Annotated in this window: 24 protein-coding genes and 3 pseudogenes; 13 read left to right on the top strand and 14 right to left on the bottom strand. The window is 62.2% G+C overall.

The features are described 5' to 3' along the window. Positions 1-332 precede the first annotated feature (332 nt). The 5 genes from IED13_RS11390 to IED13_RS11370 all read right to left on the bottom strand — a co-directional run bounded on the left by IED13_RS11390 (position 333) and on the right by IED13_RS11370 (position 4,747). On the bottom strand, positions 333-629 hold the full coding sequence (locus IED13_RS11390; RefSeq protein WP_191124234.1) for a hypothetical protein: 297 nt from the start codon (positions 627-629) through the stop codon (positions 333-335). Positions 630-1,747: 1,118 nt separating this feature from the next. Then, positions 1,748-2,641: a LysR family transcriptional regulator gene (locus IED13_RS11385; RefSeq protein ID WP_080654975.1), complete on the bottom strand. Its 894-nt coding sequence runs from the start codon at positions 2,639-2,641 to the stop codon at positions 1,748-1,750. A 169-nt stretch (positions 2,642-2,810) separates the two neighbouring features. Then, positions 2,811-3,398, bottom strand: a complete 588-nt coding sequence (locus IED13_RS11380; RefSeq protein ID WP_080654974.1) for a cytochrome b — start codon at positions 3,396-3,398, stop codon at positions 2,811-2,813. 40 nt (positions 3,399-3,438) lie between these two features. Next, positions 3,439-4,134 carry a VIT1/CCC1 transporter family protein gene (locus IED13_RS11375; RefSeq protein ID WP_024342669.1) on the bottom strand — a complete coding sequence of 232 codons (696 nt, stop codon included), beginning with the start codon at positions 4,132-4,134 and terminating at the stop codon, positions 3,439-3,441. A 136-nt stretch (positions 4,135-4,270) separates the two neighbouring features. Continuing rightward, positions 4,271-4,747 carry a ferritin family protein gene (locus IED13_RS11370; protein ID WP_024342668.1) on the bottom strand — a complete coding sequence of 159 codons (477 nt, stop codon included), beginning with the start codon at positions 4,745-4,747 and terminating at the stop codon, positions 4,271-4,273. A gap of 200 nt (positions 4,748-4,947) precedes the next feature. On the opposite strand from IED13_RS11370, the gene IED13_RS11365 reads away from it, so the two are divergent. The 6 genes from IED13_RS11365 (at position 4,948) to IED13_RS11340 (ending at position 9,782) form a co-directional block, all read left to right on the top strand. After that, complete coding sequence (locus IED13_RS11365) at positions 4,948-5,226, top strand: PepSY domain-containing protein (protein ID WP_024342667.1); 279 nt, start codon at positions 4,948-4,950, stop codon at positions 5,224-5,226. A 4-nt stretch (positions 5,227-5,230) separates the two neighbouring features. Then, on the top strand, positions 5,231-5,833 hold the full coding sequence (locus tag IED13_RS11360) for a cytochrome b/b6 domain-containing protein (RefSeq protein ID WP_024342666.1): 603 nt from the start codon (positions 5,231-5,233) through the stop codon (positions 5,831-5,833). Next, complete coding sequence (locus IED13_RS11355; protein ID WP_024342665.1) at positions 5,808-6,500, top strand: response regulator transcription factor; 693 nt, start codon at positions 5,808-5,810, stop codon at positions 6,498-6,500. The genes IED13_RS11360 and IED13_RS11355 overlap by 26 nt, the downstream gene beginning before the upstream one ends. Next, positions 6,500-7,864: a sensor histidine kinase gene (locus IED13_RS11350; protein WP_024342664.1), complete on the top strand. Its 1,365-nt coding sequence runs from the start codon at positions 6,500-6,502 to the stop codon at positions 7,862-7,864. Before IED13_RS11355 ends, IED13_RS11350 begins: the two co-directional genes overlap by 1 nt. A gap of 129 nt (positions 7,865-7,993) precedes the next feature. Next, the gene (locus tag IED13_RS11345) at positions 7,994-8,443 is read left to right on the top strand and encodes a YiiD C-terminal domain-containing protein (RefSeq protein ID WP_029674602.1); all 450 of its coding nucleotides are present in this window, start codon (positions 7,994-7,996) and stop codon (positions 8,441-8,443) included. Positions 8,444-8,693: 250 nt separating this feature from the next. Continuing rightward, on the top strand, positions 8,694-9,782 hold the full coding sequence (locus IED13_RS11340; protein WP_024342662.1) for an Acg family FMN-binding oxidoreductase: 1,089 nt from the start codon (positions 8,694-8,696) through the stop codon (positions 9,780-9,782). Here IED13_RS11340 and IED13_RS29210 read toward each other — a convergent pair. The 3 genes and pseudogenes from IED13_RS29210 to IED13_RS11325 form a co-directional block, all read right to left on the bottom strand. Beyond that, a complete protein-coding gene (locus IED13_RS29210) occupies positions 9,763-10,242 on the bottom strand; it encodes a hypothetical protein (protein WP_024342661.1) in 480 nt (159 codons plus the stop codon). The genes IED13_RS11340 and IED13_RS29210 overlap by 20 nt on opposite strands. A gap of 10 nt (positions 10,243-10,252) precedes the next feature. After that, complete coding sequence (locus IED13_RS11330; RefSeq protein WP_248312540.1) at positions 10,253-10,564, bottom strand: ArsR/SmtB family transcription factor; 312 nt, start codon at positions 10,562-10,564, stop codon at positions 10,253-10,255. A 138-nt stretch (positions 10,565-10,702) separates the two neighbouring features. Beyond that, a pseudogene (locus tag IED13_RS11325) lies at positions 10,703-11,472 on the bottom strand (IS5 family transposase). Between the two features lie 874 nt (positions 11,473-12,346). On the opposite strand from IED13_RS11325, the gene IED13_RS11320 reads away from it, so the two are divergent. From IED13_RS11320 to IED13_RS11300, 5 genes and pseudogenes are all read left to right on the top strand, one after another. Next, positions 12,347-12,664, top strand: a complete 318-nt coding sequence (locus IED13_RS11320; RefSeq protein ID WP_024342657.1) for a DUF736 domain-containing protein — start codon at positions 12,347-12,349, stop codon at positions 12,662-12,664. A 465-nt stretch (positions 12,665-13,129) separates the two neighbouring features. Beyond that, positions 13,130-14,083, top strand: a complete 954-nt coding sequence (gene mbfA, locus IED13_RS11315; RefSeq protein WP_024342656.1) for an iron exporter MbfA — start codon at positions 13,130-13,132, stop codon at positions 14,081-14,083. Positions 14,084-14,290: 207 nt separating this feature from the next. Next, positions 14,291-15,595, top strand: coding sequence for an Nramp family divalent metal transporter (locus tag IED13_RS11310; RefSeq protein ID WP_024342655.1), 1,305 nt, complete (start codon positions 14,291-14,293; stop codon positions 15,593-15,595). A gap of 9 nt (positions 15,596-15,604) precedes the next feature. Next, positions 15,605-15,781, top strand: a pseudogene (locus IED13_RS11305) (VIT1/CCC1 transporter family protein); the annotation flags it as partial. A gap of 591 nt (positions 15,782-16,372) precedes the next feature. Next, positions 16,373-16,642, top strand: a pseudogene (locus IED13_RS11300) (FCD domain-containing protein); the annotation flags it as partial. Positions 16,643-17,141: 499 nt separating this feature from the next. Here IED13_RS11300 and IED13_RS11295 read toward each other — a convergent pair. Both IED13_RS11295 and IED13_RS11290 read right to left on the bottom strand, forming a co-directional pair. Further along, positions 17,142-18,374 (bottom strand): anion transporter, encoded by a 1,233-nt coding sequence (locus tag IED13_RS11295; RefSeq protein ID WP_191124232.1) that lies wholly within the window; start codon positions 18,372-18,374, stop codon positions 17,142-17,144. Positions 18,375-18,380: 6 nt separating this feature from the next. After that, positions 18,381-19,694, bottom strand: a complete 1,314-nt coding sequence (locus IED13_RS11290) for an MFS transporter (protein ID WP_191124231.1) — start codon at positions 19,692-19,694, stop codon at positions 18,381-18,383. Positions 19,695-19,745: 51 nt separating this feature from the next. On the opposite strand from IED13_RS11290, the gene IED13_RS11285 reads away from it, so the two are divergent. Continuing rightward, the gene (locus IED13_RS11285) at positions 19,746-20,261 is read left to right on the top strand and encodes an MBL fold metallo-hydrolase (protein ID WP_191124230.1); all 516 of its coding nucleotides are present in this window, start codon (positions 19,746-19,748) and stop codon (positions 20,259-20,261) included. Positions 20,262-20,314: 53 nt separating this feature from the next. Beyond that, a complete protein-coding gene (locus IED13_RS11280; protein WP_191124229.1) occupies positions 20,315-21,286 on the top strand; it encodes an alpha/beta hydrolase in 972 nt (323 codons plus the stop codon). Positions 21,287-21,441: 155 nt separating this feature from the next. On the opposite strand, the gene IED13_RS11275 is transcribed toward IED13_RS11280, so the two are convergent. The 4 genes from IED13_RS11275 to IED13_RS11260 all read right to left on the bottom strand — a co-directional run bounded on the left by IED13_RS11275 (position 21,442) and on the right by IED13_RS11260 (position 25,599). Then, the gene (locus tag IED13_RS11275; RefSeq protein ID WP_318652248.1) at positions 21,442-22,221 is read right to left on the bottom strand and encodes an amino acid ABC transporter ATP-binding protein; all 780 of its coding nucleotides are present in this window, start codon (positions 22,219-22,221) and stop codon (positions 21,442-21,444) included. Beyond that, positions 22,218-23,306 carry an amino acid ABC transporter permease gene (locus tag IED13_RS11270; protein ID WP_191124228.1) on the bottom strand — a complete coding sequence of 363 codons (1,089 nt, stop codon included), beginning with the start codon at positions 23,304-23,306 and terminating at the stop codon, positions 22,218-22,220. The genes IED13_RS11275 and IED13_RS11270 overlap by 4 nt, the downstream gene beginning before the upstream one ends. A gap of 1 nt (position 23,307) precedes the next feature. Beyond that, positions 23,308-24,393 carry an amino acid ABC transporter permease gene (locus IED13_RS11265; RefSeq protein ID WP_210323574.1) on the bottom strand — a complete coding sequence of 362 codons (1,086 nt, stop codon included), beginning with the start codon at positions 24,391-24,393 and terminating at the stop codon, positions 23,308-23,310. A gap of 174 nt (positions 24,394-24,567) precedes the next feature. After that, positions 24,568-25,599, bottom strand: coding sequence for an amino acid ABC transporter substrate-binding protein (locus IED13_RS11260; RefSeq protein WP_038362666.1), 1,032 nt, complete (start codon positions 25,597-25,599; stop codon positions 24,568-24,570). Positions 25,600-25,691 lie beyond the last annotated feature (92 nt).

Genomic DNA, 25,691 nt, shown 5'->3' with positions numbered 1-25,691 from the left:
CTGCTCTGCCGGAGCTTTCTCCGGCACCGATTTCTGTCTCATCTGCGCTCCTGAATGGCTGCGATGATCCAGAAATCCTCCCTTCCCGAAAATCCCGAATCTGTCTCAAGGGCGCTGACGGCGGACATTCACGACGCTCAGCGTTCCGAGCGCTCTTGATCAGCGTAGTCGTCGTTCAAGATGGAGGGGGCGCACTCTCGCGCAACCGCGCGATCCGATGGCAACACGAATTGGCGCCACGGATGGAGCTGAGCTCCCAGGGACCATGAGGGAACGGCATCATCGCAACACTGAAAGCCGCGTGCAGCGTGATATTATCCATCATACTCATCTCACGCCGCAATGCTACCTTGCTGGTAGACAGCAAGAAAGAGCCAGAGACGCTTAATCATCCGGCGCAAGTCATCCCTACTGTCTGCCTCATCGTCAGGCATCCATGTGCATTCGAGCCGCCCGGTTTCATCATTGACGCGCCATACCGCAACCATTCGAATCCGGTTCACAGAGACAGGTTTCGTGGAAGGTCGATTATCCCGGCGCCCCTGATCAGAGAACGCGCGATTGTTCCTCGGCAAGGCAGCGCGAGAACCGTGACGCGAACCTGGCATGGTAAAAAACTGAATATTCATGTCTCACCTCCGTGACCGGCCGCTTGGGCCATCACAGGCGAGACTGACAGCTTTCAGACTCGTCCGAACGACCCGAGCGGCGCGCTTTCTCGACTACTGTCGCTTGGCATTGCTCGTTGATCCTCATGCGTCGGTAGCGGACTCTGTCCGCTAGATGACGTTGGCTGCATATCACTGCCATTCTTGGGGTGACAGTGCCTTGCAGGGTCGTCCTGATGTTCGAAATCAAAAGTCCTATATACCATCGTATATTTCTGGGACTTCAGCGGTATCTATCTGCTGATTGTCCCGCTCTTTATGTTTGGGAGAAGGAGCACACAGGTTTACGCGGCCGGGTGTTCGGATTTTCTGTTAATCTGAGGTTGGTCGTGGGTATTTGGACGATCCTCGTCAAGCGGAGCCAACGCCTCCGGCGGCTGCTCTATTTATTGTCTTTGAGACTTTTGAAAGTTACGCTCTGGCTTCGCCGCGCAGGAGCAATTTTTCTTACCCGATTGGCGCTGCATCTATCGCAATACCTATTCCGAACTGCCTCATCGAGGACGCGTAATCTGAATGCTAACCGTCAGCCCGAATCGCGAGGGCTTCCTACTTCGAGACAGATGCCGCCATTGAATGCTCCGAACATGCGCGTGTCAAAGCTGGGCTCCGACTCGCGCTATGTCGCACGTCGTTTTCTTCTTAAGGTGTATATAATTCTGATGTTTGCTGTCGCCCAAAGCCACTTGCCTTGGGGCTTCGGAAACGCGCTTGCGATGATGTTGTTCATGAGTGCAGCTATCAGCTGTGTATTGGCCATCGCGAGCCACGAGCGGTTTAGAATCGGGACCCTGAGCTACTGGGATGAGGCGTTGGTCTTCGGTTTTCTTGGTCAAACCGTACGATGGGTGTTTCTACACTGACGTGCCAGACACAATGAAACGGTAACGATCTGAGCCATCCCTGCGGTCGCGATGGGAGGTTGGTGCGGGTGGCCGCGATCGCACTGGTCAGTGTCAGTCAGCAGCACGACGTCACTCTCTCCCCTTGGGCCCGCGCACCACGGTAGACCGCTTCGCCATTGCGTGGGCAAGATCGCTGCTCGCGCTTGCGCGCTAATTCCGAAGGAAAGGATTGATCTAGACCACCTTGCTCGATCGGGCCATAGAGCGCGCAAGACTCAAAAGCCGACGGCAAGCTGGATTGTCATTCCTTGGCGACCACACGGCGCTGAATGGCAATATTTCCTTTGTAATGGGGCGATAGACGATACCCGGCAGATGGGTGACTGTCGTTGCTTCGCTGGTTAACGTCAGTCTGCGGCCAACCGCTACGAGCGATAAAAGATTGTCGCGCCCAACATGCTGAGGATGAACTTCAGGGTGATAGCCCAGATCAGCGAGACGTTGCACAAGATAGTCGTGAATCTCCGGTCCGGGTGCGGTATCGCTGACGATAAAGGTCTCGCCAGCGAGATCGGACCAGTCCAACTCGACTTTGTCGGCGAGAGGATGGCTGCCAGGGAGTACGGCAAAGACCCGTTCAGACCATAAATGATCGGTCTCGCACTCCGACCAGCCGGATGTCCCCGTAATAAAGGCTACATCGAGACGTAGTTGGCGGATGGCGGAGACGTGTTCTGCGGGATTGCCATCGACGAATTCGATTCGCACGCCTGCATGGTTTTGATCGTAAACTCGAAGCAGATCGGAGAGGAAGCCCGAAGCGAGTGAGGAGAAGATGCCGATCTTGACGCGTCCGTCCTCGCAACGCCCGATGGCGGCAACGTCTCGTGCCCCTTCGCCGATTTGCCTAAGCGCTTTGCGCGCTCGAAGTAGAAAGTGCTGGCCCGCTTGCGTAAGGCTCACACCGCCATTGTGCCGATGAAAAAGTGAGGCGCCGAGTTCGTCCTCAAGATCGCGTATGCGCCTGCTGACGGCCGATTCCCGGATACCGAGCGCGTGAGCTGCCTTTCGGAAGCTGCCATGCTCGGATGCAGCGACGAAATATCGGATATGACGCAACTCGATCATCGACATTTCCAGTCGGCTTGCGACCTTGTTCGGTGTCCCCTCCAGATCAGAATTGCGTATTGTCGACATCTTCAGCGAATGACACTTGTCCAGCGTCCGCCGCCGCGTTGGCGGCGATGACCAACCTCCCGACGAGCAAGGGAGAGGCCCCAACTATCGGACCTTCTGCCTAAAGCATGCGTTGAAGCGTGCCATCCTTTCGAAGAAACTGATGCCAGAGCGCCGCGATCACGTGGCCTGCGATCAATGCCAGCAGCAGGTTCATCACCAAGCCGCCATGCACGAAGTGCGTGATGGTCGAAAGCAGGCTGTTGCGGCCCGTCATGGAGGGAATGACGAGGCCGAAAAACACGACATCTCCTCCTCCCGACATCGCCCGGCCAATACCAGCCAGTGGCAGGCCGAGGGTCGCCAGATAAAGCAACACATGGCCGGCTTCGGCTGCCTTTCTCACCAGAGGCGACCCGCGAACCGCGGGAGCCGGATGGGCGAGCCGCCAGCCGAGCCGGACGATGGATAGAATGAGGACGAGAAGTCCTAGTGATTCATGCGCAGAAAGCCACCAGACTCTGCCCGACGATCCGCGCTCGGCAGCTCCTCGCATCCAATCCGTAAGGAACATACCGGCGATCAGAAGCGCGATGGTCCAATGGAAGAGGCGCGCCGTTGCATTGTACCGATCGCGATACGGTTGAAGCCGGCCGCTCTCGTCCACGATTTTCGAGGGGGAAGATATTTGCGTTGTTTGCGTCGACATAAAGGTCTCCTGCTTGGGGTCGTGGATCGGTGGCGGCCAGCTAAACCGCCTTGCCCACCAAAGCGCCGATGAGCGCGGTCGATGCCATGGCGACTGCACCCCAGAACACGACCCGAAGCGTCGGCTTGAACACCTTCGCGCCGCCGGCCCGCGCACCGACGGCGCCGAGGACCGCGAGCCCGATCAGGCAGGCGATTGATACGCTCCAGACGACAGTGGCCGCCGGCGAAAGCAGCGCGATGATCAAAGGCAGCGCCGCGCCGGAGGCGAAGGTCGCCGCTGAAGTAAGAGCCGCCTGGACGGGCCTCGCCATCACATGACTCGCAAGCCCGAGCTCATCACGCGCATGGGCTGCGAAAGCGTCCTTCGCCATCATCTGCTCGGCGACCTGCCGCGCCAGATCGGGCTTGACGCCGCGCTGTTGATAGATCGCGGTGAGTTCCGCCAGCTCGGCCTCGGGTTGCGTGGCCAGCTCATGGCGTTCGCGCGCCATGTCGGCTTGTTCCGTATCGGCCTGGGAACTGACCGATACATATTCGCCCGCCGCCATCGACATCGCGCCGGCCACGAGCCCGGCGACGCCGGCGACGAGGATTTCATGTTGGGCCGTCGTCGCGGCCGCCACGCCCACGATCAGGCTGGACGTCGATATCAACCCGTCATTGGCGCCGAGCACTGCAGCCCGAAGCCAACCGATACGCTCGATCAGATGCGTTTCCTTGTGGAGAGCGCGCATGAAAAATGCCCCTGGCTCAAGAGTTTGGATTGCGGATTTTCATGCTCGCGGTGCGAGGTAAATCGCGAGAACAAGCGGCAAACATTCGGCGGCCTGATGGACGCGGCGCGAGAAGGTGCTCGCGCCGCGCATCGACTCACTTACCGGCGCGCAGCTTTTCCACGGCCGCCTTATAGGAGGCATAGTGATCGCCTTCGTCTGCGGCGATCTGACGAAACAGGGCGGCCGTCTTCTTGTCGCCGACAGCGTCGGCCTGATTGGCGAAGTCCACATACATCTTCGTGTTCTCGTAGTGTTCGCCGGCCATGCCGTCGAGGAGATTGGCCTCGTCCGACTTCGCCAGTCCGAGCGCATCGGCCTCGCGCGCGAAATGCTCATTGGCTTCGACATTGGCGTTTTCGTCGAACAGCTTGGCCAGCTCGGGGTGGCCGCTCTTGCGGGCATGCTCGGCATAGGCCTGATATTTGAGGTTTGCGAAAGCTTCGCCATGCATGGCCGCTTCCAGGTTTTTCTTGGTCTGCTCATGCAGGCCGTCTTCCGCGAAAGCGGGCGCCGTGGCGAGCGATGCGGCGACGAGCGCGCCAGCAACGAGGAAGCTTCGAACGAATTTCATGGTCTGTCTCCTGACGGGATGTCTGTCTGCTCTCACTGGAGCAACGGCTCATCGATAGGAGGGCGCCCTGACGAAAGCCTGACAATGGGCCGGTCATCGCAAGTATCGTTCGTGTCGTCAGGCTTTCGTCAGGACCAGGTCATAGAAATCCCGGTGTCGCGCTGACCGCAGCGAACCAAAAATGTCTCTAAGGAAAGCAAATGATCCGCAAATCTCTTCTCATTGCCGCCGCTGGACTGTGCCTTGTGTCGTCCGCTGCATTGGCCAGCCCCACCTGCACGAAGGAGCCTGAGAGCAAATGGCTCAGCGAGTCCGCGATGAAGCAGAAGATCGCCGACATGGGATACAAGGATATCAAGATATTCAAGAAGACCACCACCGGCTGCTACGAGATCTACGGCTATACGGCGGACGGCCATAAGGCTGAAGTCTACTTCAACCCCGTCACCGCCGCGATCGTCGAGAAGAATGTGGATTGAGCCAATGACGTCCGAGGTTAGCCGCGCTGTGGCGCCACCACGTGGCCAGGACGCCGTCTGCGTGTGGGACCCGCTGGTCAGGATTTTTCACTGGACGGTGGTCCTCGGCACCGCCCTTAATTACTTCGTGCTGGCCTCGGGAAAGCCGCCCCATCGCTATGTCGGCTATGGGATCGCCGCCGCTCTGGCGGTGCGCGTCGTGTGGGGATTTGTCGGAAGCACCCATGCGCGCTTTTCCGACTTCGTGACCTCGCCGCGAGCCGTCCTTCTGCATCTCGCTGCCGTCAAGGCCCGGCGGGATCGTCGCTATGTCGGTCATAATCCCGCCGGCGGGGCCATGGTCCTGGTGCTCATGACGCTTATCGCCCTAACTTGCCTCACGGGCTGGATGCAGGGGCTCGACGCGTTCTGGGGCGTCGAATGGCTCCAGGAGGTGCATGCGCTCTGCGCTAATCTCATCATCGCGATGGCCGCTATCCATGTATTCGCAGCCATAATGGAGAGTGTGCTACATCGGGAAAATCTCATTCTTGCCATGATCACCGGGCGCAAACGCCGCGCCAGCGGAACGGATATCGACCATGCGGGTACTGCTGGCGGAGGATAATCCCCGCCTCTCGACCTTGATCTCGGAAGGCCTTGCTGAGCAAGGCTTCGTGCTCGACTGCTTTTCTACCCTCACCGAGGCCGAGGAGAGCATTGCTGTCGCACGCTATGATCTGCTGCTCGTCGATCTCGGCATGCCGGATGGCGATGGCGTTGCGTTCATCCGCTCTATCCGGCGAGCGGGAGGCACGACGCCCATTCTCGTCATCACCGCTCGAAACGGGCTCGGCGATCGCGTTGGCGGACTCGATTCCGGGGCTGACGACTATCTGGTGAAGCCGTTCGAGATGCCGGAGCTCGCGGCTCGCTGCCGCGCGCTACTACGCCGGCCCGGCGGTTGCCTCGGCACGATCTTGAGCGTGGGGGACCTTGCCTTCGATAGTGTTGAGCGCGAGGTTCGGATCGGTGAGCGCGTGATCCGCCTGCCGCCGCGTGAATTGGGTCTGCTCGAGCGCCTGATGCGACGGGCCGGTCACGTCGTGAGCAAGGCCAGCCTTGAAGAAGCGCTTTACGCCCTTTCCTCGGAGGTGACTCCCAATGCGGTGGAGGCCGCCGTATCTCGATTGCGTCGTCGGCTCGCGGCCGAGAGCGCGAATGTCGTCCTGCATACGGCCCACGGCATCGGATACATGATCACGCCGGCGGTTGAACAGGATGACCGGGCGTGATGTCTCGCGACGGTCCTCACCAGCCACGCAGTTTGTTCTTTCGGCTTTCCATGCGGCTCGCCCTGGTGGGCTTGGTTTTCATGGTGGTCGAACTGTCCGCCGTGGTGTGGTCGTATGTCAACAGGCCCAATGAGCTAGATCAGCTCCTGATCAGCGCGGAGGCCGATCGGATCGCAAGCGACATACCGCAGATGCGCGCGAGCAGCACTGTCCCAGAAGATCTCCGGCAGCCTATCGCCAAAGGAACGCAGCGAGCATTCCTCATCCACGAGCGGGGCGGCGGCGTCATCGGGCAGTTCGATGACGGCGATATCAAGGTCGCTGACGAGGCCCCGGCGTCATTCCTGGTGATCCGCACCCAGCGGGAGAACTGGGGCAACCGCTTTCTGCTCTCAGGGACGCGCCGCGTCACCGTGGCGGATGAACCCTTCTGGATCACGGTCGCCATAGCTGGGCAGGGTTTTGGCCCCTTCGTTCCAGTTATTTTCAACGAAATCCGCTTCCATGTGCTGTTTCCGCTCCTGCTGCTCTCGCTGCTCTTCCTGCTGTTCAACTTCAGCGTGGTGCGCAGCACCTTGAGGCCTCTCAGGGCCACGATCGCCGCCGTCGATGGAATCGACCCGGCACAGGTTGCGATGAGGATCGAGACGAAAGCCTCGTCGCGGGAGGTGCAGGCGCTGGTAAGCGCCGTCAACAGGATGCTGGAGCGCGTCGAGCGTGCCGTGCGGACGCTGAAGGATTTTGCCGGTGACGCCGCCCATGAGCTGCGAACGCCGCTGGCCATCATGATGCTGAGCATCGGCAAATTGCCTGAGGGTGAGGCGAAATCAAGGCTTGCCGCCGATGCGCAGGGAATGAAGCGCCTGGTGGACCAGATGCTGGACTTGTCTCACGTTACGGCGCTTGAGATCGACGCGAATACGCGCGCTGACCTTCGTGCGATTGCCTCTGACGTCGCCTCAGAACTGACGCCCCTTGCCGTTGCCCGCAGTCGCTCCATCGCGTTCCGGGATGCCGGCGCGACCGAAGTGCACGGGCATGCCGACGCGATTGGCCGAGCACTCAGGAACCTCGTCGAGAACGCCGTGTCCCACACCCCGCCGCGGACCGTGGTTGAGGTGGTTGCGGGACCGGGCGGACAATGCTCAGTGCGCGATCACGGTCCGGGCATTCCGGCTGCTCAACGTAGCGCCGTGCTGGAGCGTTTCCATCGGCTGGACAAAAGTCGCACCGAAGGCGCAGGCCTTGGCCTCGCTATCGCCTCGACCATCATGACCTTGCATGGAGGCGAGATCCGCATCGAGGATGCGCCGGGTGGAGGCGCACTCGTCCGTCTCATTTTTCCCGATTCAAGTTCCTCTTGAGGGATAAATGGCGAGCGCATCTTCTTGTTTGTATCAATTTCGCATCAATCTAAGCGTACCGCCAGCGGGGTAGTAAGAAGCTATCAATAGTACGCGGTATTGCCGGTATGTCGCAGGAAATATATCGATATGGAACCTTATTTGGAGCAATATCTACATCGGCAGATTCCTCTTTCGGCGGCAATGAACGTTTCGGTGCTTTCAGCCTCGCCAGAATCCGTCATGCTTGGCGCGCCGCTAGAGCCAAACATTAATCACAAGAGCACTGTCTTTGGTGGCAGTGCTTCCGCTGTTGCAATCCTCGCCGCGTGGTCGCTTCTACATTTGCGCCTTCTGAATGAGGGCCATCATTGCGAGATTGTGATCCAATCCAATCAAATGGACTACAATTGCCCAATCAGTGGGCCATTTACCGCCATAGCGTCCTTGCCTGAAATTTCAGACTGGCCAGAATTCCTGAAAACGCTCATCCGCAGAAAGCGCGCGCGTCTGGAGATTCAGTCGGTACTGACTTACGGCGACATCATTGCCGGCAGATTGAAGGGCCGGTTCGTGGCGTTTCTTCGAAGCAGCCCCTAGGCGCGACGCAGGATTCAGCGAAATAGTCTTCCCGACCTTGTCGTAAGCACGGAGAGTGGCGGCAATCGGATGCCAGGAAGGAGCATTAACAGGATCGACTACGAATAAGCCGCCCCGCCTCTCGCCGTCATGCCGAAGGAGTGCCCCGACGGTCATGTCGTTCCGCTTTGAGGCACCGTGCAGGCCGCTTTGACCGGGGTCAACAACTCTCGACTGGTGAACACATGGTGTCGGCGCAACAGGAGTCAGCATGAATCGACGCGGTCTCATCATTGGAGCGGGCAGCCTGCTTGTGCTCAGCGGCGCGAGCACCCTGGGCTGGCGTGCATCGACCGGATTGATGGAGGACTATGCCGGATACGCCGCGGCCTTGCGAAAGGAGCTTCCCGCCGGTCCGACGCTTCGGGACCTCATAGGTTACGCAACGCTCGCCCCGAATGGGCACAATACCCAACCCTGGCGCTTCACGATCGAGGGAAACGCCATCGACATTCTGCCCGACCCGTCCCGCGCGACGTCCGCGGTCGACCCCGACGACCACCATCTCTTTGTCAGTCTCGGTTGTGTCGCCGAGACCTTGCGGATTGCTGCCGAGGCGACGGGCCGACCAGGGGCGATTGAGGTCGCAGGAGATGGGGGTGTCCGCTTCACGTTTACGGAAGGCACCGGATGGTCGGACCCGCTGTTTGCCGCCATTCCAAAGCGCCAATCCACGCGCGCCGAGTTCGACGGACGCCCCGTTCCTGCGGCTGATCTTGAGGCGCTGGCTCGGGCGGCTTCCATGCCAGGAGTCGGCTTGGCGCTTGTCACTGAACGGCCGAGGATCAACCAGATTCGAGATCTCATCCTCGTTGGCAACGGTGTGCAGATGGCTGATCCGGCGTTCATGGTGGAGCTGAAGCACTGGCTGCGCTTCAATCCGAAGCAGGCGATGGAAACAGGCGACGGGCTGTTCTCCGCCGCGAGCGGCAATCCCGTTTTGCCCGACCTGTTGGCTGGACCCGCATTTGACCACTTCTTCACGGTCGCTTCCGAGAATGACAAATACGCCCGTCAGATCGACAGTTCCGCCGGGCTTGCCGTCTTCATCGGCGAACGGGAGGACAAGGCACATTGGATCGCGGTGGGCCGTGCCTGCCAGCGCTTTGCCCTTGCCGCGACCAGCTTTGGATTGCGGACGTCGTTCGTCAATCAGCCGGTGGAAGTCGCGCCGCTGCGGCCGCAGCTTGCGGTGCTTGTCGGCGCCTCGGGCAAGCGTCCGGACCTCGTAATGCGTTTCGGCTACGGGCCGACGCTGCCTTTCTCGCCGCGCAGGCCCGTCACCGCGGTGCTCGTCTGATCGCCGTCGGCGGTTGAAGATGTCCGGCCAGCGCCAATGCGCCGGCCGTCAGAACGTCAATCCCAATCCGGCGCCAGGCCCTCGGGCAGACCAGACGGTCATCGCGGCGGGCGAGACTGTCTATGGCGGCCACGACCTCGGGTGACCGCTCGAAATCGAAGATCGCGAGGTTCTCGGCGGCTGGGTCCTCGCCCACCGTCTCGGAGAGTGCAACGACGCCATCCTTCTGGATCAGCAAGCGCAAGACGAGCTGTGCGACGGATTTCCCGGTCTGGCTGGCGATCCCGGTGAGGATCGGAGAACACCTTGCCACCGGCCCTGCCGTAATACCCTCCGGCGTCGGCTCCCAACGACGCCGAGCTTCATGGTCGGTCAAGGCGGCGAACACGCGGGCGGGCGACGCCTTTAGAAGGCGTTCCACCCTGATTGTGTCGCAAATCATTTCGGGGCTGTTCGACATACTAGACTCCTCAATGTTGCCGGTCGTGATCGAGATACGATTCAAGAGCATTCAGGCGCGCTTCCAGGAGCGCGCGGCGGTCGGAAAACCAGTCTTCAATCCGGGCCATGACTTCCGGATTGATCGCGCAAATCCGAACGCGCCCCACTTTCTTGCTTGTAATGAGGCCGGAGCGCTCCAGAACGCCGAGATGTTTCGTAAAGGGCGGCAAGGCCATGTCAAAAGGCTTTGCAAGCTCACCGACCGTTGCTGGGCCGGCCAGAAGACGCTCGACAACGGCCAACCGTGTCGGGTCTGCAAGGGCATGGAACTGGAGATGCAATTGGTTACCCATTTGGGTAAGCTAAATACAGCGGCGTGGCCTTGTCAACGATATTTATCCAAAAAGATAAGTGTCCTTCGAAATTCCAACACACTGAATTCAATGCGCGCTGGAGGAAGGTTTAGGCTGAATCGACATTCAGCGCATCCATAGCATTGCTGCGGCGAGGTGTAGGAAGCTGAGGAAGTTTGCGGCGCGCCGGTCGAAGCGGGTTGCGATGCGTCGGAAGTGTTTGAGCTTGTTGAAGCATCGCTCGATGGTGTTGCGGACCTTGTAGGCCTCGAAATCGTAGGGGATCGGCTGCTTGCGGGTGGGGATGCAGGGAATGACGGCTTCGGCGCCCATGCTGGCGATCAAGCCGCGAAGGGTATTGGCATCATAGGCCTTGTCGGCAAGCACGCGGCGTGGCGAGAGGCCCTGGAGCAGGGCCGGGGCGAGCGGTGCATCGCCGCGCTGTCCGGGCGTGAGGATCAGCTTCAGTGGTCGGCCCAGCGCATCCACGGCCATGTGGATCTTGGTCGTCAGTCCTCCTCTGGAGCGCCCCAGAGCCTGGTCCCCCCTTTTTGCCCGCCGCCCCTTCCGGTGGCTGCCTGCTGATGAGCGCGCACGAGGCTTGAATCGAGGCTCACATAATCGTTGTCGGGATCGTCGATCAGGTGGGCGAAGACACGTTCCCATACGCCGGCCTTCGCCCATCGCGTGAAGCGCTTGTGGACAGTTTTCCACTTGCCATAGCGATCAGGCAGGTCATGCCAATGTGCGCCGGAGCGCAGTACCCAGAGCACGCCATTGACGAAATTGAGATTATCCGCCCCAGAACGGCCCGGATCACCGGGCTTGCCGGGCAACAAACCCCCGACCCGGCGCCATTGCTCAAGGGTCAATTCGTAGCGCTTCGGCTTCGACATCTGCAGGCTCCAGACCAACGGGTCTGGAGCCCCATGAATCACACATCACGACAGAACTGAATCCTGAATGTCGATTGGTCCTAGCTAGGGCGATGCCCCACGATCCATTACCGGTGCTGGCTACCCGATGAGGGTATAAAAAGAGCTTTGGCGTTGCCCTTCGGGCCGCGCTCTCGGCTGCGCCGGAACCACGCCCATGGCGCGTTTCCGCCATTCGGCTTCGATCGCTAACGCAAAACGCAAAGGCAGCGGCGGTCATTTCGCGAGCGCCCCACATAGGCGGGCCTCATTCACCATCGCACTGACACCAGTGTGATGAGGCAGCTCCACTCGGTCGATCACGGCAGGGAGCAGAGCAGCACCGGAAACCCGGATCGAAGTTGCGGGCCAAGGCATTCATGGCTGCTCTCGTGAGCAGTCGTTCCGGCAGCATCAAACCCAGCCTGTGCAGCGAGGGAGCGAAAGCTCGGCCGAGCATCGCTTACACCCATCGGGGGCGGTTGCCGGCCTTGACGATGAAGGTCAGGCGGCAGAACATCGACCAGCGAACCCCGCGCCGTTTCCGTTCTCGAGCGGCGAGGCGCAGGGACGGCCGCCATTGCCGTATTCCCCTGATTTCCTGAAACGGGCGCTCCATCCGCGATCTCGATTGGCATGGGTCTGACCGAGAACCGGCTTCGCCTCGCTCGTCTCCCGCAACGTCCGTCGCCAACTTTTGTCCGCCGCCTTCGGCTTTGCATCGCGATCCAAAAAAGCCGTCGCCGGCCGCCTTCCACTTCATTCCGGCCCTTCGGGTGCGGGGCCGATCGTCCCCGGTCTCACGACCCTTATCGAGGTCGCAATGGTGCGGCCCGACAGGAAAAGGAATACGGCAATGGCAACCATCGGCACCTTCACCAAGAACGAAAACGGCGCGGGCTTCACCGGCGCGGTCAAGACCCTGACCCTCAACGTCAAGGCCAAGTTCGTCCCCACCGAAGGCGAAAGCAAGCGCGGCCCCGACTTCCGCATCTTCGCCGGTGCGACCGAGTTCGGTGCGGCCTGGAAGAAAACCGCCCGCGAGAGCAGCTGGGAATACCTCTCCGTCAAGCTGGACGATCCGAGTTTCCCGGCCCCGATCTACGCCAGCCTGGTCGAAGCCGAGGACGGCAGCGGCCACAACCTCATCTGGTCCCGCCGCAACGGCGATTGAGGCCAGCCTTCCAGAAGCCCCGCCAAGATCGGGGCTTCTTTATGCTCATGCCCGCCGCCTTCAAGAAAATAGAGAGATCGGGATGAGGAGATTTCGACTTTCAGATTTCCGGCATCCCGATCGGATCTTCCCTCCGGCTCCCGCTTCGCTCACGCCGGACAGGTTGCTTGGGGGCGCTGCCCCCTGGCGCGGCGCAAGGGATCGCTGACGCTCGGCCGGGCCGGGTTCCCATCCGTCTCGGCCGCCCTTGCGCCTTGCCCCCCCGGTCTCGCCCCGACTTACGACGTGCTGGTTCTTTTGGTGGTAGCGGCGGCCCTCGTTCGGATCGGCGTGACCACAAACTGGAGCAGAGGAGCGGTCTCAACGACTGGAAGTGGGTGCATATTTTTAGAATGATTCTAAAATATTGACAGACTCGATCGCCAACGGTTACCATGATTAGAATCATTCTAAATCTGGTGATCCATGAAGCGTTTTGACGACCTCTCCGAATCCGAGGTGCTGGCCCTGGCCGTTGCAAATGAGGAGGAGGACGCACGAATCTATCTCAATTTCGCAGCGAAGCTGCGTGGCACCTATCCGGCCTCGGCGCGGGCGTTCGAGGAAATGGCTGCCGAGGAGCAGGGACACCGCCGCCGGCTGCTGAAGGTCTACACTGACAAGTTCGGGGACGAGTTACCCTATATCACCCGGCAGGACGTGAAGGGGTTCCTGAAGCGCAATCCAGTCTGGCTCCTCAAGGACCTGCGCCTCGATGCGATCCGCAAGCAGGCTCAACTCATGGAATATGAGGCCAGCCAGTTTTACGCGAAGGCGGCTGAACGCACGACGGATGTCGGCATGCGCACGTTGCTCACCGATCTGGCTGAAGAGGAGCATCAGCACGTCAACATTGCGGCTAATCTGGAGACGACCCGCACGGTCGATGCCAGCGAGGAGGAAGAGGCTACAGCCAAGCGCCTCTTCCTCTTGCAGGTGGTACAGCCCGGCCTCGCCGGCTTGATCGATGGCTCGGTCTCGACCCTGGCCCCGATCTTTGCGGCCGCCTTTGCCACGCACAATTCGTGGAACACGTTTGTCGTCGGCCTTGCCGCATCGATCGGCGCCGGCATCAGCATGGGGCTGACCGAAGCGTTGTCCGACGACGGCGAGATCACGGATCGCGGCCATCCCTGGCTGCGCGGTGGCATCTGCGGCCTGATGACCGCAATCGGAGGCCTCGGGCACACGCTGCCTTATCTGATCCCCAATTTCTGGACCGCGACCATCGCGGCGATGATCGTGGTGGCGGTGGAGTTGTTCGCCATTGCCTGGATTCGCTGGAAGTACATGGAGACGCCCTTCACCTCGGCCATTATTCAGGTCGTCCTCGGCGGTCTTCTCGTGCTGGTCACGGGCATCTTCATCGGCAGCGCTTGATGTTCAAGCGAAGGAACAACGCCACCTCGTCGCCGGTAGCGATGGCTTCCATACTTTCCGGGGGTAATCGCTTGCCCGATTGCCTGACGCAGCTCCTGCTCACGGCTGGCCCAAGCCGATGCCAGGTCCGTTACGCATGCTCGCTGCCGATCGCGCGGGAAGACCTCCAGGCGCTGCGGCGCGACGCGGCAAGGCCGAGGAGGCGCGATGACTGAAACGGCTGTTCGCGAGAGCCTGTCGGAGCGAACCGACGCGCAAATTCGCGAGGTGCTGGCAGGACGGCGGCGCGGTGCGCGATCAGCCCTGCTCTTTGCCGGGCCGGCGGTGATCGCCTCGATCGCCTACATGGACCCCGGCAACTTCGCCACCAACATCCAGGCGGGCGCCCGCTTCGGTTACTCACTGCTGTGGGTCGTACTGATGGCCAACCTAATTGCCATGCTCTTCCAGGCGCTTTCGGCCAAGCTTGGCATCGTCACCGGTCGGAACCTTGCCGAGATATGCCGCGATCAGGTTTCAACGCCTGTGCGCTATGCCATGTGGGTCGTCAGCGAGATTGCCGCGATGGCGACGGACCTCGCCGAGTTTCTCGGTGGCGCCATTGGTCTGTCGCTGCTCTTCGGCATACCTCTGATCGCAGGAATGGCCGTTACCGCGATCGTGACCTATGGCGTCCTGCTGTTCGAGGGGCGTGGCTATCGCCCGATGGAACTCATCATCGGCGCGCTGGTAGCAGCGATTGGCCTTTGCTACGTGATCGAACTGGTCATCGCGCCGATCGCCTGGGGCGAAGCGATGCTTGGTATCGTGATGCCGTCAATGCCTGACGGGGCTGCCCTGACCATCTCGGTCGGCATCATCGGCGCGACGGTCATGCCGCACGCGCTTTATCTGCACTCTGGTCTGACGCAGAACCGGGCGTCGGCCCGTGACAATGCAGAGCGCCGTGCCCTCGTGCGCTTCTCCAATCTGGAATGCTTCGTCGCGCTCGCGGTCGCCGGCGCGGTCAATATCGCCATGGTGATGATGGCGGCGGCCGCTTTCCATACCGGCCATCCCGATGTCGCGGAAATCAGCACGGCCTACCATACGCTGACGCCCTTGCTGGGGGCCGCCGCCGCTTCCGTGTTCCTGGTTTCGCTGATGGCGTCCGGCATTTCCTCATCAGCCGTCGGCACCATGGCGGGCCAACTGATCATGCAGGGTTTCACCGGATTCCGCCTTCCGATCTGGCTGCGCCGGCTGGCAACGATGCTGCCGGCATTTATCGTCGTTCTGCTCGGGGCCAACGCAACGGACGCGCTGATCTACAGCCAGGTCGTTCTCTCCTTCGCGCTGCCGCTTCCCATGATTGCGCTCGTCATTTTCACGCGCAGCCGCGCGATCATGGGCGAATTCGCCAATGGTCGTCTCACCCATCTCACCGCCGTTGCCGGAACGATCGCCGTCCTCGGTCTCAACGTCATTTTGCTTCTCCAGGTCTTCGGCGTCTCGATTCCGGGATTTGGATAAGGGGGAAACATGCGCACAATTCACAAGGAAGCTCATCTCATCGAGCGTATCGGCTGGCTTCGAGCCGCAGTGCTCGGAGCCAATGACGGGCTGATATGGACGTCGAGCCTGATCGTGGGCGTCGCCGCCGCTACAACAGCCCAGCACGAAATCCTCGTTGCCGGCATCGCCGGGCTCGTTGCCGGGCCGTGGGGGATTCGAACTTCCTCATTGTGGTACGCTATCGTCGGAAACACAGCGCCGGCAGGTAGCTATGCCGCCGCTCGAAAAAGCAATTTGAGATGGTTGCGTGCCCCCGCAACCAACGATACTGACAAACCCGTCGCTCCAGCGGCGGGTTTTGTCGTTCTAGCAGCCTTCCAACCGCTTGCCGCTCCGTCCACTCAAGGATCGTGCCGAGCTCGCCGTACAGCGTCGCAAACATCTCGCCCCGCTCCCGCCCCCGGCGTCAGCACGATCGCCGCGATCAGCACCCACACCGCTCCCGCCCGCCTCTGGCCGAGCGGCCGGCATGGTTCAAGGCTTCCGCAAGGGCTGCGACCTCGTTCGCGTAGAGGCTCGCCGCGCGCCGCAGAAGGTCGGCGGGTGCCGATAGGGGCGTCGGCGAGCAACAGCGAAGGTTCGCGCCATCGATCGCGCCCCGCCGCCATCTGCCGACCGTTGAGGCCGTCACGGTCGAGAAGCAGCGCATGGGCCAGCGCCGCCTGCCACATCGGAAATATCCGTGCGCGCTCAGTGCTGAGCCGATAGGCGCCGACGTAGCGGGCCAGGCTCAGCGGAAATCCCGTGCTGCTTGAACTGCTGGAGAAAGTTCTCGCCCGCATTTCGCTGGTCGATGCCCTATACCGACGGAAGAACGGCGATCAGTGCGGCGCCGATCGTCATCGTCAGATCATCGAAGCAGTGGCTCGCGGGGACACGACAGGTGCGATCGCTCAGATGAGCGAGCATCTCGACGATCTCGAGAGCCGGCTCGTGCTCGATGAGGCTCAGGGCGAAAGCCATAACCTGACTGCGGAGCTGGAGCGCTTTTCGGCGCGCTCTTAAAGTGGTGTGGAGCGAGCCGTCAGCGTCCACGGCGAGCCGAGAAGCGCGCTCATCCCAATCGATCACGAATGTCCGGTTCAGGGCAGAAGCTTCGACGTCGGCCCTTGACGCATCGCGCTCGGGTCCGTGGCGCTGTCTCAAAGATCGCAACGGAATGGTGGGAACCGTAACTCGGTTCCGGCTGCTCGCCTCATCAGCTCAATACAGAATCGCAGCACTTCTCAGGCAGGGTTTCTGCAACCTGCTCGATCAGCCACGCCACGCATCGCGTGATAGCCCTCATGCGATTGACCGCATGCTGGACAGCTCCGCAGAATTCGTTTTGTCCGCGCCTGCTGGATCTGCCGTGCTGCTGACGTCTCGTCCGTCCCTACGGGTAGTCCAGTGGCAGGACTCTTATCGCGATTTCGCAGACTGGATTGGTCGCCCCGATGTGACTGCGCCGTTGCTCAATCTGAAATTTCCGATGCCCCATGTAAGATGAAACCGTTGATTTAGGCTACGAGAGAACGAAAACGCCGATCGCCAGCGTCGCGAGGGTGAGCGGCGCGCCGATCCTGAAATAGGTCCAGAAATCGATGGTGATGCCGTCCTTGGCGGCACGCTCGGCGACGATCAGGTTGGCGACGGAGCCCAGCAGCGTGAAATTGCCGGCGAGCGTCGAGGCCATCGCCACGACAAGCCAGGCGCGCTGGGGATCGTGCAGATGCTCGATGAAGGGCTTCAGCACGAGAACCGCCGGGACGTTGCTGACGAGGTTGGACAGGATCGCCGTCACGCCGGTCAGGATCGCGGTGTTGCCGAGGTCGAGGCGGGCGGCTTGCGCCAGCAGGTCAGGCGTCAACACAGCGTGCTCGAGCCCCCGCACCACGACGAAGAGCCCGGCGAACATCAGCAGGAGCGGCCCGTCGATCTCGGCATAGACCTTGCGCGGTTCGATCCTGCGGGTGAGCAGCAGCAGCGCCGCGGCGCAGATCGCCACCTTCGCCACCGGCTGGCCGAGGAAGAACAGGGCGATCATCGCGACGGAGACGAGCGCCGCCTTCGCCGCGAGCCAGCCGTGATAGTGAGCGGGAACCGTGACGCTGCGCAGCGCCTGCCGCGTCATGTACTCACGCGGGTTGAGCAGGAGCACGAACAGGATCGTCACCAGCAGCCCCAGCGCCGCGACCGGCAGCAGCGCGCCGGTGAAGGCGCCATAGGAGATGCCCGAGAGATTGCCGATGATCATGTTCTGCGGGTTGCCGGTGATCGTCGCCGTCGAGCCGACATTCGAGGCGAGCGCCACCGCGATAAGATAGGGCACCGGGTTGCGGTCGAGCGCGCGGGTCAGCGTGATGACGATCGGGGCCATCACCAGGCAGATCGCATCGTTGACGAGGAAGGCGGAGAGCACGCCGGTCGTCATCACCACAACCGAGAGCAGCAGCACCGGATGCCGCGCGCGGCCGGCGGCCCAGCCGGTCACCATGCGGAAGAAGCCCGAGAGTCGCAGATTGGCGACCACGATCATCATGCCGAGCAGCAGCGTGATGGTGTCGAGATCGATCGCCCGGTAGGCGTCCTCGAGCGAGAGCACGCCGCAGCCGACCATGAGCGCCGCACCGATCAGCGCCGCCCCTGCACGGTCGACGCGCAAGCCGGGCATCCGGCCGATCGCAATGGCGACATAGGTCGCGAGGAAGACCGCGATCGCGAGGATCTGTGTCGCGTTGAGGCCCCAGCCGGTCATCTGAGATCAGGCCATTCTCTCTCGCGCCGCCGGCGCCGGGCGGGCGCCGTGGTCGGTCGGCGGCTCATAGCCGCGTGTCTCCGGCATGGCAACGAGATAGAGGACGAGGCCGCAGGCCGCGATGGCCGCGAGCGTGATGAAGGCGGCGGAATAGCCGGCGGTGACGATGATCACGCCCGCCAGCGAAGCGGAGAGCGAGGCCCCGACGCCCTGGACCGTCGCCACAGCCCCTTGCGAGACGTTGAAGCGGCCGGTGCCTCGCGTCAGGTCCGCCACCACGATTGGGAACAGCGCACCGAAGATGCCGGCGCCGACGCCGTCCAGCGCCTGCACGGCGACCAGCCAGAACGGGTTGTCCGAGACGACATAGAGCGCCCCGCGCAGCGCCAGCACGCCGAAGGCGACAAGGAAGATCGGCTTGCGGCCCCAGGCATCGACTTTGGCGCCGACCATGATCGCCATCGGCACCATGACGCATTGGGCCGCGACGATGCAGATCGCGATCAGCGAGGTCGCCTGCTCCTTGCCGGCGACGCGGGTGAGCAATTGGCCGACGGAGGTGAGCATCGCGGCATTGGAGAGGTGGAAGATGGCGCAGAGCAGCGCGAACAGCATGAGATAGCGGTTCTGCAGCAGGGCCTTGAGGCCGGACGGCTTCTCGTCGTCGACGGCCTCGTCGAGACCGCGCGCGAGGTCGTCGTCGATCTCCTTCTCCGGCACCATCAGCATGGCGCCGATGCTGAGGACTGCGAGCACGGCCATGAGCCAGAACACCACGATCGGCCCGAAGAAATAGGCGGTCGCGCCTGCGATCGCGGCCGAGGCCGCATTGCCGAGATGGTTGAAGGCCTCGTTGCGGCCGATGCGCTTGGAGAACAGCTTCGGCCCGACGAGGCCGAGCGTGATCGCAGCCAGCGCCGGCGGGAAGATCGCGCCCGCGATCGCGGCGACCGATTGCGTGCCGACGACCAGGTAGAAATTGCTGATGAAGGGAAGCGCCAGGCACGACAGCGTGACCGCGATCGCGGAGGCGATGACGATCGCCGGCTTGTGGCGGCCCTTGTCGATCAGCGCTCCGGCCGGGGTCTGGGCGAGCAGGCCGACGATGCCGGCGATGGTCATGACGAGACCGACGGTCGCCTCGTTCCAGCCCTGCTCCGGGCCGCGCACGGCGATCAGATAGATCGCGAGATAGGGCCCCAACCCGTCGCGCACGTCGGCGAGGAAGAAGTTCAGAGCGTCGAGCCCGCGCAGGGCCTGCCGGGACGGCGAGCGCTCGCCCGATTTCGCCGGGGCGCCGGACTGGCTTTGCGTGGGCATCGGAGCGTCTCGCGGCAGGAGATGGGGATAGGGGCGAAGAGACCGTCCGGCATGCGCCGGACGGGGTCATGGCGAGGAAGTCTTTCGACGGCGCTCTCCCTCGATGTGGAGACGGTCATCCCCGGTCATGGGCCACCGACCAATCTGACCGAGGTCGCTCGATTCCGTGAACTCCTGGTCTCGCTGCGCGAGCGGATCGGACGCGCGATCCGCGCAGCCTCGAGATTTGCGTGGAAGACAGGCTTTGCGCCAAAGCCGCGGGCGTTTTCAAGCTGCCTGATCGGCTCGATTGAAGATCGGCAAACCGAGCTCGACCAGTGTCGAAAAAGCAAGCTCTGCTTTTGCCGACCTTCCGGCCGGCCGGAGGCGTCGGCACAGACCGTGCGATCGATGCTGTATCCGGTTGCACTCTTGCGAGCGATCCGCATCGAGGATCAATCGCTTCGGTATTTGCATTTCTGCTCAACACCGACACCCCCCATGCTCGCCGTCCGATTGGGAAAACCGGTCGGCGATGTCTGCCATAAAGGCTTGAGCAGGGAGGTTTCATGTTTCGTAAGTTCGTGACGGCTGCATTTGGGCTCGGTTTGGGGTTGGGGGGAGCGGCTCACGCGCAAACCATGCAGGAACCGCTCGCCCTACGGGCGATGGGCTCGTTTCATGTCGGCGGAAAACTCGTCGAAATTTCAGGACGCCAGGTCAAGGAAGTCGTCTTCACGCCCGGTGGCACACCGGCCAAGTTCGATCCGAACGGCACCTATCAGACCGGCCAGATGTATGTTCAGTATTTTCTGCCGCAGAAGGAGCGGGGCAAGGTGCCTCTGCTACTCTGGCATGGCGGGGGCATGACCGGCGTGAATTTCGAGACGACGCCCGATGGCCGGGAGGGCTGGCTCGAGTTTTTCCTGCGCAAGGGGTGGTCGGTCTACAATTCGGACGCGGTGGAGCGTGGGCGTTCGAGTTGGGCGATGTATCCGGACGTCATCCCCGGAGAGCCGCTCTTCCTCACGACCGCGAACCCGTTCGAGCGCTTCCGCATCGGGGAGCCGGCGGGCGGCTTCAACCCCGACCCCGCCAAGCGCAAATACCTGCCGGGCAGCCAGTTTCCGGCCGAGGGCTACGACAATTTCGTCAAACAGATCGTGCCGCGCTGGACCAGCACCGACCAGATGATCATCGATGCCTATATCGCCGAGGTCGACAAGGTCTGCCCCTGCGTGATCGCCTTCCACAGCCAGGCGGGGCAGTTCGGCTTTAAGGTCGCGCAGGCCCGCCCCGACAAGGTCAAGGCGCTTGTCGCGGTCGAGCCCGCGGGTATCGGCGACCAGGCCAAGGCCGATGTCCTGAAGGACATCCCGGTACTGATGCTCTTCGGCGACTATATCGAGCAGGATTCGCGCTGGCCGACGATCCGCAAGACCGCGACCGATTTCGGCGATCGCATCAAGGCAGCCGGCGGCTCGGTCGATGTCGTGAATCTTCCTTCCGTCGGCATCAAAGGCAATTCGCACATGATGATGATGGACAAGAACAATCTGGAGGTCGCTCAGCTGATCGACGACTGGTTGGCCAGGAAGGGCCTTGCCAAATAGGGGCTCAAGGTAAGCTCGGCGACCGGGCTTCGCCTCCCGGCCGCGCCTTTCGGGGCGGCCGGGCAAGCGCAAGGCGGCGCTGTCGAGCCCATAGGCCGCTTCCGGCCCGCATCGACCAGCGGCGACGCGTCAGCGCGTGCGCTGGTCGACACATCTCAATGCTTCAGGACCTGTCTGAAGAATGCATGGGCCCGTTCGGTCTGCGGGTGGTCGAAGATGCGATTCGGTGCGCCTTCCTCGACCTTCCGGCCGTCGGCCATGAAAACGACGCGGTCCGCTACCGTGCGCGCGAAGCCCATCTCGTGGGTTACGACCAGCATCGTCATGCCGGTGTCGGCGAGTTCCAGCATGACGTCGAGCACCTCCTTGATCATCTCGGGATCGAGCGCCGAGGTCGGCTCGTCGAACAGCATGATCTTCGGCTGCATGCACAGCGCCCGCGCGATGGCGACGCGCTGCTGCTGCCCGCCTGAGAGCTGAAGCGGGAATTTCCGTGCCTGCTCGGGAATATGGACGCGCTCGAGGTAGTTCATGGCCAGAGCCTCGGCTTCCCGCCGGCGCGTGCCGCGCACCAGCATCGGCGCGATCGTCAGATTCTCCAGGATGGTCAGATGCGGAAACAGGTTGAAGCTCTGGAAGACCATGCCGACTTCGCGGCGGATCGCCTCCAAGCCGCGGGTGCGCCCGTCAAGCTCGACGCCATTGGCGACGATGCGGCCTGCATGATGGCTCTCGAGGCCATTAATGCAGCGGATGAGTGTGGATTTTCCGGAGCCCGAGGGGCCGCAGATGACGATCTTCTCGCCGGTGGCGACCTTGAGATCGACATCATGCAGGACCTGGACGGAGCCATACCATTTGCACAACCCCTGGATGCTGACGGCAAGCGATGGCGCTTGGCGTGCCTCTTCCACATGATTTGCGAGAGCGCTCACGAGACATACCCCTTGTTCATCCGGCGCTCCATCAGGCGCGCATAGATCGAAAGCGCGAAGCCGAAGGCGAAGTAGACGAAGCCGACGAAGGTGTAGGCTTCGACATAGTATTTCCGCCAGACCGGGTCCTGCATGACTGCCGTTGTTGCAGTCAGGATGTCGAACAGGCCGATGATCATCACGAACGACGTATTCTTCATCGCAGCGATGACATGGTTCATGATGGCCGGAAAGGCGATGCGCAGAGCCTGAGGCAGGATGATGCGACCGGTCATCTGCCAATAGCGCAGGCCCAGGGCCTTGGCGGCTTCATATTGCCCCTCCGGCACGGCCTGCAGGCCTCCGCGGATCGTCTCGGCCTGGTAGCACGCGAAGAAGATCGCGATGCCGATGGTCACGCGCAACAGCTTGTCGACGTTCGTGCCGGCCGGCAGGAACAGCGGGAAGACATTGACCGCGACGAAAAGGATCGTGATCAGCGGCACCCCGCGTAGCGTTTCGATCAGCACGACGCTGACGGAGCGCAGCAGCGCCAGATGCGAGCGCCGGCCGAGCGCAAGCAACACCGCGATCGGGAAGCCGAGGATCACGGTTCCGGAGAACATGATCATCGTCAGGGCGAGGCCGCCCCATTCGGTGGTCGGCACGATGCGCAGCGGCCCGATTCCACCATACATCAGCGCGCCGATGACGAAGACGGCGATCGTCCAGAGCGGGACCAGCAGGCGCAGCGACCAGAACCGCGGCGTCAGCGTGACGATGACGGTGATCAGGTAGATGGCCACGGCCAGGGTCGGGCGCCATTGCTCGTCGAATGGGTAGAGCCCGAACAGGATGACCCGGTGCTTTTCCGCGATCACCGCCCAGCAGGCGCCGACAGCATCGCGGCAACTCTCCGGCCCGGTGGAGACGAACACGGCATCGAAGATCGCCCAATTCGCGATCTTGACACAGATCGGTACCACCAGAGCCAGGGTCGCAAAGCTCAGCAAGATGTGGAACGGCGAAGGCCATACACGCTCGCGGAGCCACCAGTCGAGAGCGTTGCGGCGGCCGCTCACCAGCGGCTGAAGTGCATTGGCCATCTCAGCGCCCCTTCAACGCAACGCGGCTGTTGTAGAAGTTCATGAGCAGCGACGTGATCAGGCTCAGCGTGAAGTAGATCAGCATCATGATCGTGACCATTTCCATCGCCTGTCCGGTCTGGTTCATGACGGTGTTGCCGATGTTCACGAGTTCGGGATAGCCGATGATGACGCCCAGCGAGCTGTTCTTGGTCAGGCTGAGGAACTGGCTCGACAGCGGCGGCACGATCACGCGCAGCGCCTGCGGCAGGACGATGCGGGTCATGATCGAAAATGGGTGCAAACCGAGCGCGCGTGCCGCCTCGACCTGGCCTTTCGGCACAGCCTGAATGCCTCCGCGAACGATCTCGGCGATAAAGGCGCCGGTGTATATCGTCAGGCCGATGGCTAAAGCGAAGAACTCGGGCGAGAGCGTCAAACCACCCGTGAAGCCGAAACCACGTCGCTGCGGGATATCGGGCGTGAACTGGGCGCCCGTTACGAGCCAGGTCAAAAGCGGCAGCGCGACAAGCACGGCCAGCGCCGGTACGACCGGTTCGACATATCGCCCCGTGCGCTCGCCATAGCGGCGTGCCAACCGCGCCGCGGCGAATGCGGAAAGCACGGCGACGCCGAGAGCGATCATGATCGTCCCGCCGGAGGTGCCGAAGCCGGGCAAGGGCACTGTCAATCCGCGGTTACTGATGAAACCGATGCCGAGCAGATCATGCGCCTGCCGCGGCGGCGGCAGGTTACGGATGATCGAAGACCACAGCAGGACATGCAGGATGATCGGCACGTTCCGGGCCAGCTCCACATAGGTGCCGGCGAGCGTCGAAATCACCACATTGCGCGAGGCCCGGGCCACGCCCGCGGCGACGCCGAGCACAGTGGCGAACACGATGGCGACCGCGGCGACGCGGAGGGTGTTGAGTACGCCGACCAGCAAGGCTCGGCCATAGGTATCGCTGGCACTATAGGGGATCGGCGACTCGCCGATATTGAACCGCGCCAGCTGCTCCAGGAAGCTGAAGCCGGTGGCGATGTTCTGCCGCTGGAGGTTCTCGGAGACGTTGCTGTAGAGCGCATGGATGCCGAGCGCGAGCAAGATTGCGAGGCCGGCCTGATAGATCAAGCCCCGGGTGAAAGGATCGCCCCAGCTCAGCCTGCGGCGGGGCGGTTTTGCGGCCTGCCGGGCGCGTATATCGGCCCGTATCGGCCCGCTGGCCGCGAGGCTCCGGTCAATGCTCGTCATGTCTTGTTACCCCGCGGCGCGGACGCGTCACTTGACCGGGAGCCCGTAGAGCAGTCCGCCCTCGGTCCAGAGCTTGTTGTGTCCGCGCGGCAGCGGCAGTTTCGTCTTGTCGCCGAAGTGGCGCTCGTAGATGTCCCCGTAGTTGCCTACGGACTTGACGACCCAGTAGAGCCATTTCTTGTCGAGCCCGAGCTTGGGGCCGTAATCACCGGTGACGCCGAGAAGGTCCTGGACATAGGGGTCCTTGGACTTCGTCATCTCGTCGACATTGGCTTGGCTTACCTTGTTTTCTTCGGCCTCCATCAGGCCGTACATCACCCATTTCACGATGTCGTACCATTGGTCGTCACCGTGACGGACGGCGAGTGCGAGCGGCTCCTTGGAGAAGGTCCCTTCGAGGATGACATGCTCCTCAGGCTGCGGCGCGTCGTACATCCGTACGCCCGGCAGCGCGTCGCGATCCTTGGCGAGTGCATCGCAGCGGCCGGCGACATAGGCGCTGGCGAGCTCCTTGTTGTTCTCGATCACGATCGGCGTGTATTTGAGCCCATGCTGGGTGAAGAGCCTGGCGACGGCCTGTTCGGTCGTGCTGCCGGGCGCCATGCAGATGGTGGCGCCGTTCAGATCCTCGACCGTCTTCACGCCGGCATCCTTGCGGACCATGAAGCCGAGGCCGGTATAGAAGACCGGCGGCGAGAAGTTGAGTCCGAGCGCGGTATCGCGCGTCAAGGTCGCCGTCGTATTGCGCGCCAGCACGTCGACTTCGCCGGCCTGAATAGCGGGGAATCGTTGCTGGCTCGACAGCGCGACGAAGCGGACCTTTTCACCGCTGCCGAAGATCGCCGCACCGAGTGCCCGACAAAGATCGACCTCGAAGCCGGACCAGCGCCCCTTGTCGTCGGGAGCAGCGAAGCCGTAGCGGCCCGGATGGGCGCCGCAAAGGACTTCGCCGCGCTCGCGAATGGCCTTGAGCGTGTCGCCCTGGCCAGCCTCGGCCGGAAGAATGGCGGTGCAGAGAAGGGCGGCGATGGCGCCGGCGAAACCGAATGCGAAACGCATATTCTGACTCCCCTTGTTATGATGCGGCCCTGCGGAGCGCGGCGACCAGCGACGCCGCCATTCGCATGTCCCTGCGCATAGGCGTGCGAGAT

It is taken from the genome of Allobosea spartocytisi, from assembly GCF_014764685.1.
Classification (GTDB): Bacteria; Pseudomonadota; Alphaproteobacteria; order Rhizobiales; family Beijerinckiaceae; genus Allobosea; species Allobosea spartocytisi.
Note: the sequence above shows the minus strand (reverse complement) of the source record. Positions and strands in the feature narration are given on the sequence as shown.

Excerpts from the sequence above, each read along its gene's own strand:
- IED13_RS11295 (WP_191124232.1), bottom strand. The coding sequence starts at position 18,374 with ATGACCGGCTGGGGCCTCAACGCGACACAGATCCTCGCGATCGCGGTC.
- IED13_RS11345 (WP_029674602.1), top strand. The coding sequence starts at position 7,994 with ATGGAACCTTATTTGGAGCAATATCTACATCGGCAGATTCCTCTTTCG.
- IED13_RS11285 (WP_191124230.1), top strand. The coding sequence starts at position 19,746 with ATGCGCCGGACGGGGTCATGGCGAGGAAGTCTTTCGACGGCGCTCTCC.
- IED13_RS11375 (WP_024342669.1), bottom strand. The coding sequence starts at position 4,134 with ATGCGCGCTCTCCACAAGGAAACGCATCTGATCGAGCGTATCGGTTGG.
- IED13_RS11370 (WP_024342668.1), bottom strand. The coding sequence starts at position 4,747 with ATGAAATTCGTTCGAAGCTTCCTCGTTGCTGGCGCGCTCGTCGCCGCA.
- IED13_RS11310 (WP_024342655.1), top strand. The coding sequence starts at position 14,291 with ATGACTGAAACGGCTGTTCGCGAGAGCCTGTCGGAGCGAACCGACGCG.
- IED13_RS11290 (WP_191124231.1), bottom strand. The coding sequence starts at position 19,694 with ATGCCCACGCAAAGCCAGTCCGGCGCCCCGGCGAAATCGGGCGAGCGC.
- IED13_RS11270 (WP_191124228.1), bottom strand. The coding sequence starts at position 23,306 with ATGGCCAATGCACTTCAGCCGCTGGTGAGCGGCCGCCGCAACGCTCTC.
- IED13_RS11320 (WP_024342657.1), top strand. The coding sequence starts at position 12,347 with ATGGCAACCATCGGCACCTTCACCAAGAACGAAAACGGCGCGGGCTTC.
- IED13_RS11260 (WP_038362666.1), bottom strand. The coding sequence starts at position 25,599 with ATGCGTTTCGCATTCGGTTTCGCCGGCGCCATCGCCGCCCTTCTCTGC.
- IED13_RS11380 (WP_080654974.1), bottom strand. The coding sequence starts at position 3,398 with ATGTCGACGCAAACAACGCAAATATCTTCCCCCTCGAAAATCGTGGAC.
- IED13_RS29210 (WP_024342661.1), bottom strand. The coding sequence starts at position 10,242 with ATGTCGAACAGCCCCGAAATGATTTGCGACACAATCAGGGTGGAACGC.
- IED13_RS11355 (WP_024342665.1), top strand. The coding sequence starts at position 5,808 with ATGCGGGTACTGCTGGCGGAGGATAATCCCCGCCTCTCGACCTTGATC.
- IED13_RS11365 (WP_024342667.1), top strand. The coding sequence starts at position 4,948 with ATGATCCGCAAATCTCTTCTCATTGCCGCCGCTGGACTGTGCCTTGTG.
- IED13_RS11350 (WP_024342664.1), top strand. The coding sequence starts at position 6,500 with ATGTCTCGCGACGGTCCTCACCAGCCACGCAGTTTGTTCTTTCGGCTT.
- IED13_RS11385 (WP_080654975.1), bottom strand. The coding sequence starts at position 2,641 with ATGATCGAGTTGCGTCATATCCGATATTTCGTCGCTGCATCCGAGCAT.
- IED13_RS11280 (WP_191124229.1), top strand. The coding sequence starts at position 20,315 with ATGCAGGAACCGCTCGCCCTACGGGCGATGGGCTCGTTTCATGTCGGC.
- IED13_RS11390 (WP_191124234.1), bottom strand. The coding sequence starts at position 629 with ATGAATATTCAGTTTTTTACCATGCCAGGTTCGCGTCACGGTTCTCGC.
- mbfA (WP_024342656.1), top strand. The coding sequence starts at position 13,130 with ATGAAGCGTTTTGACGACCTCTCCGAATCCGAGGTGCTGGCCCTGGCC.
- IED13_RS11340 (WP_024342662.1), top strand. The coding sequence starts at position 8,694 with ATGAATCGACGCGGTCTCATCATTGGAGCGGGCAGCCTGCTTGTGCTC.
- IED13_RS11360 (WP_024342666.1), top strand. The coding sequence starts at position 5,231 with ATGACGTCCGAGGTTAGCCGCGCTGTGGCGCCACCACGTGGCCAGGAC.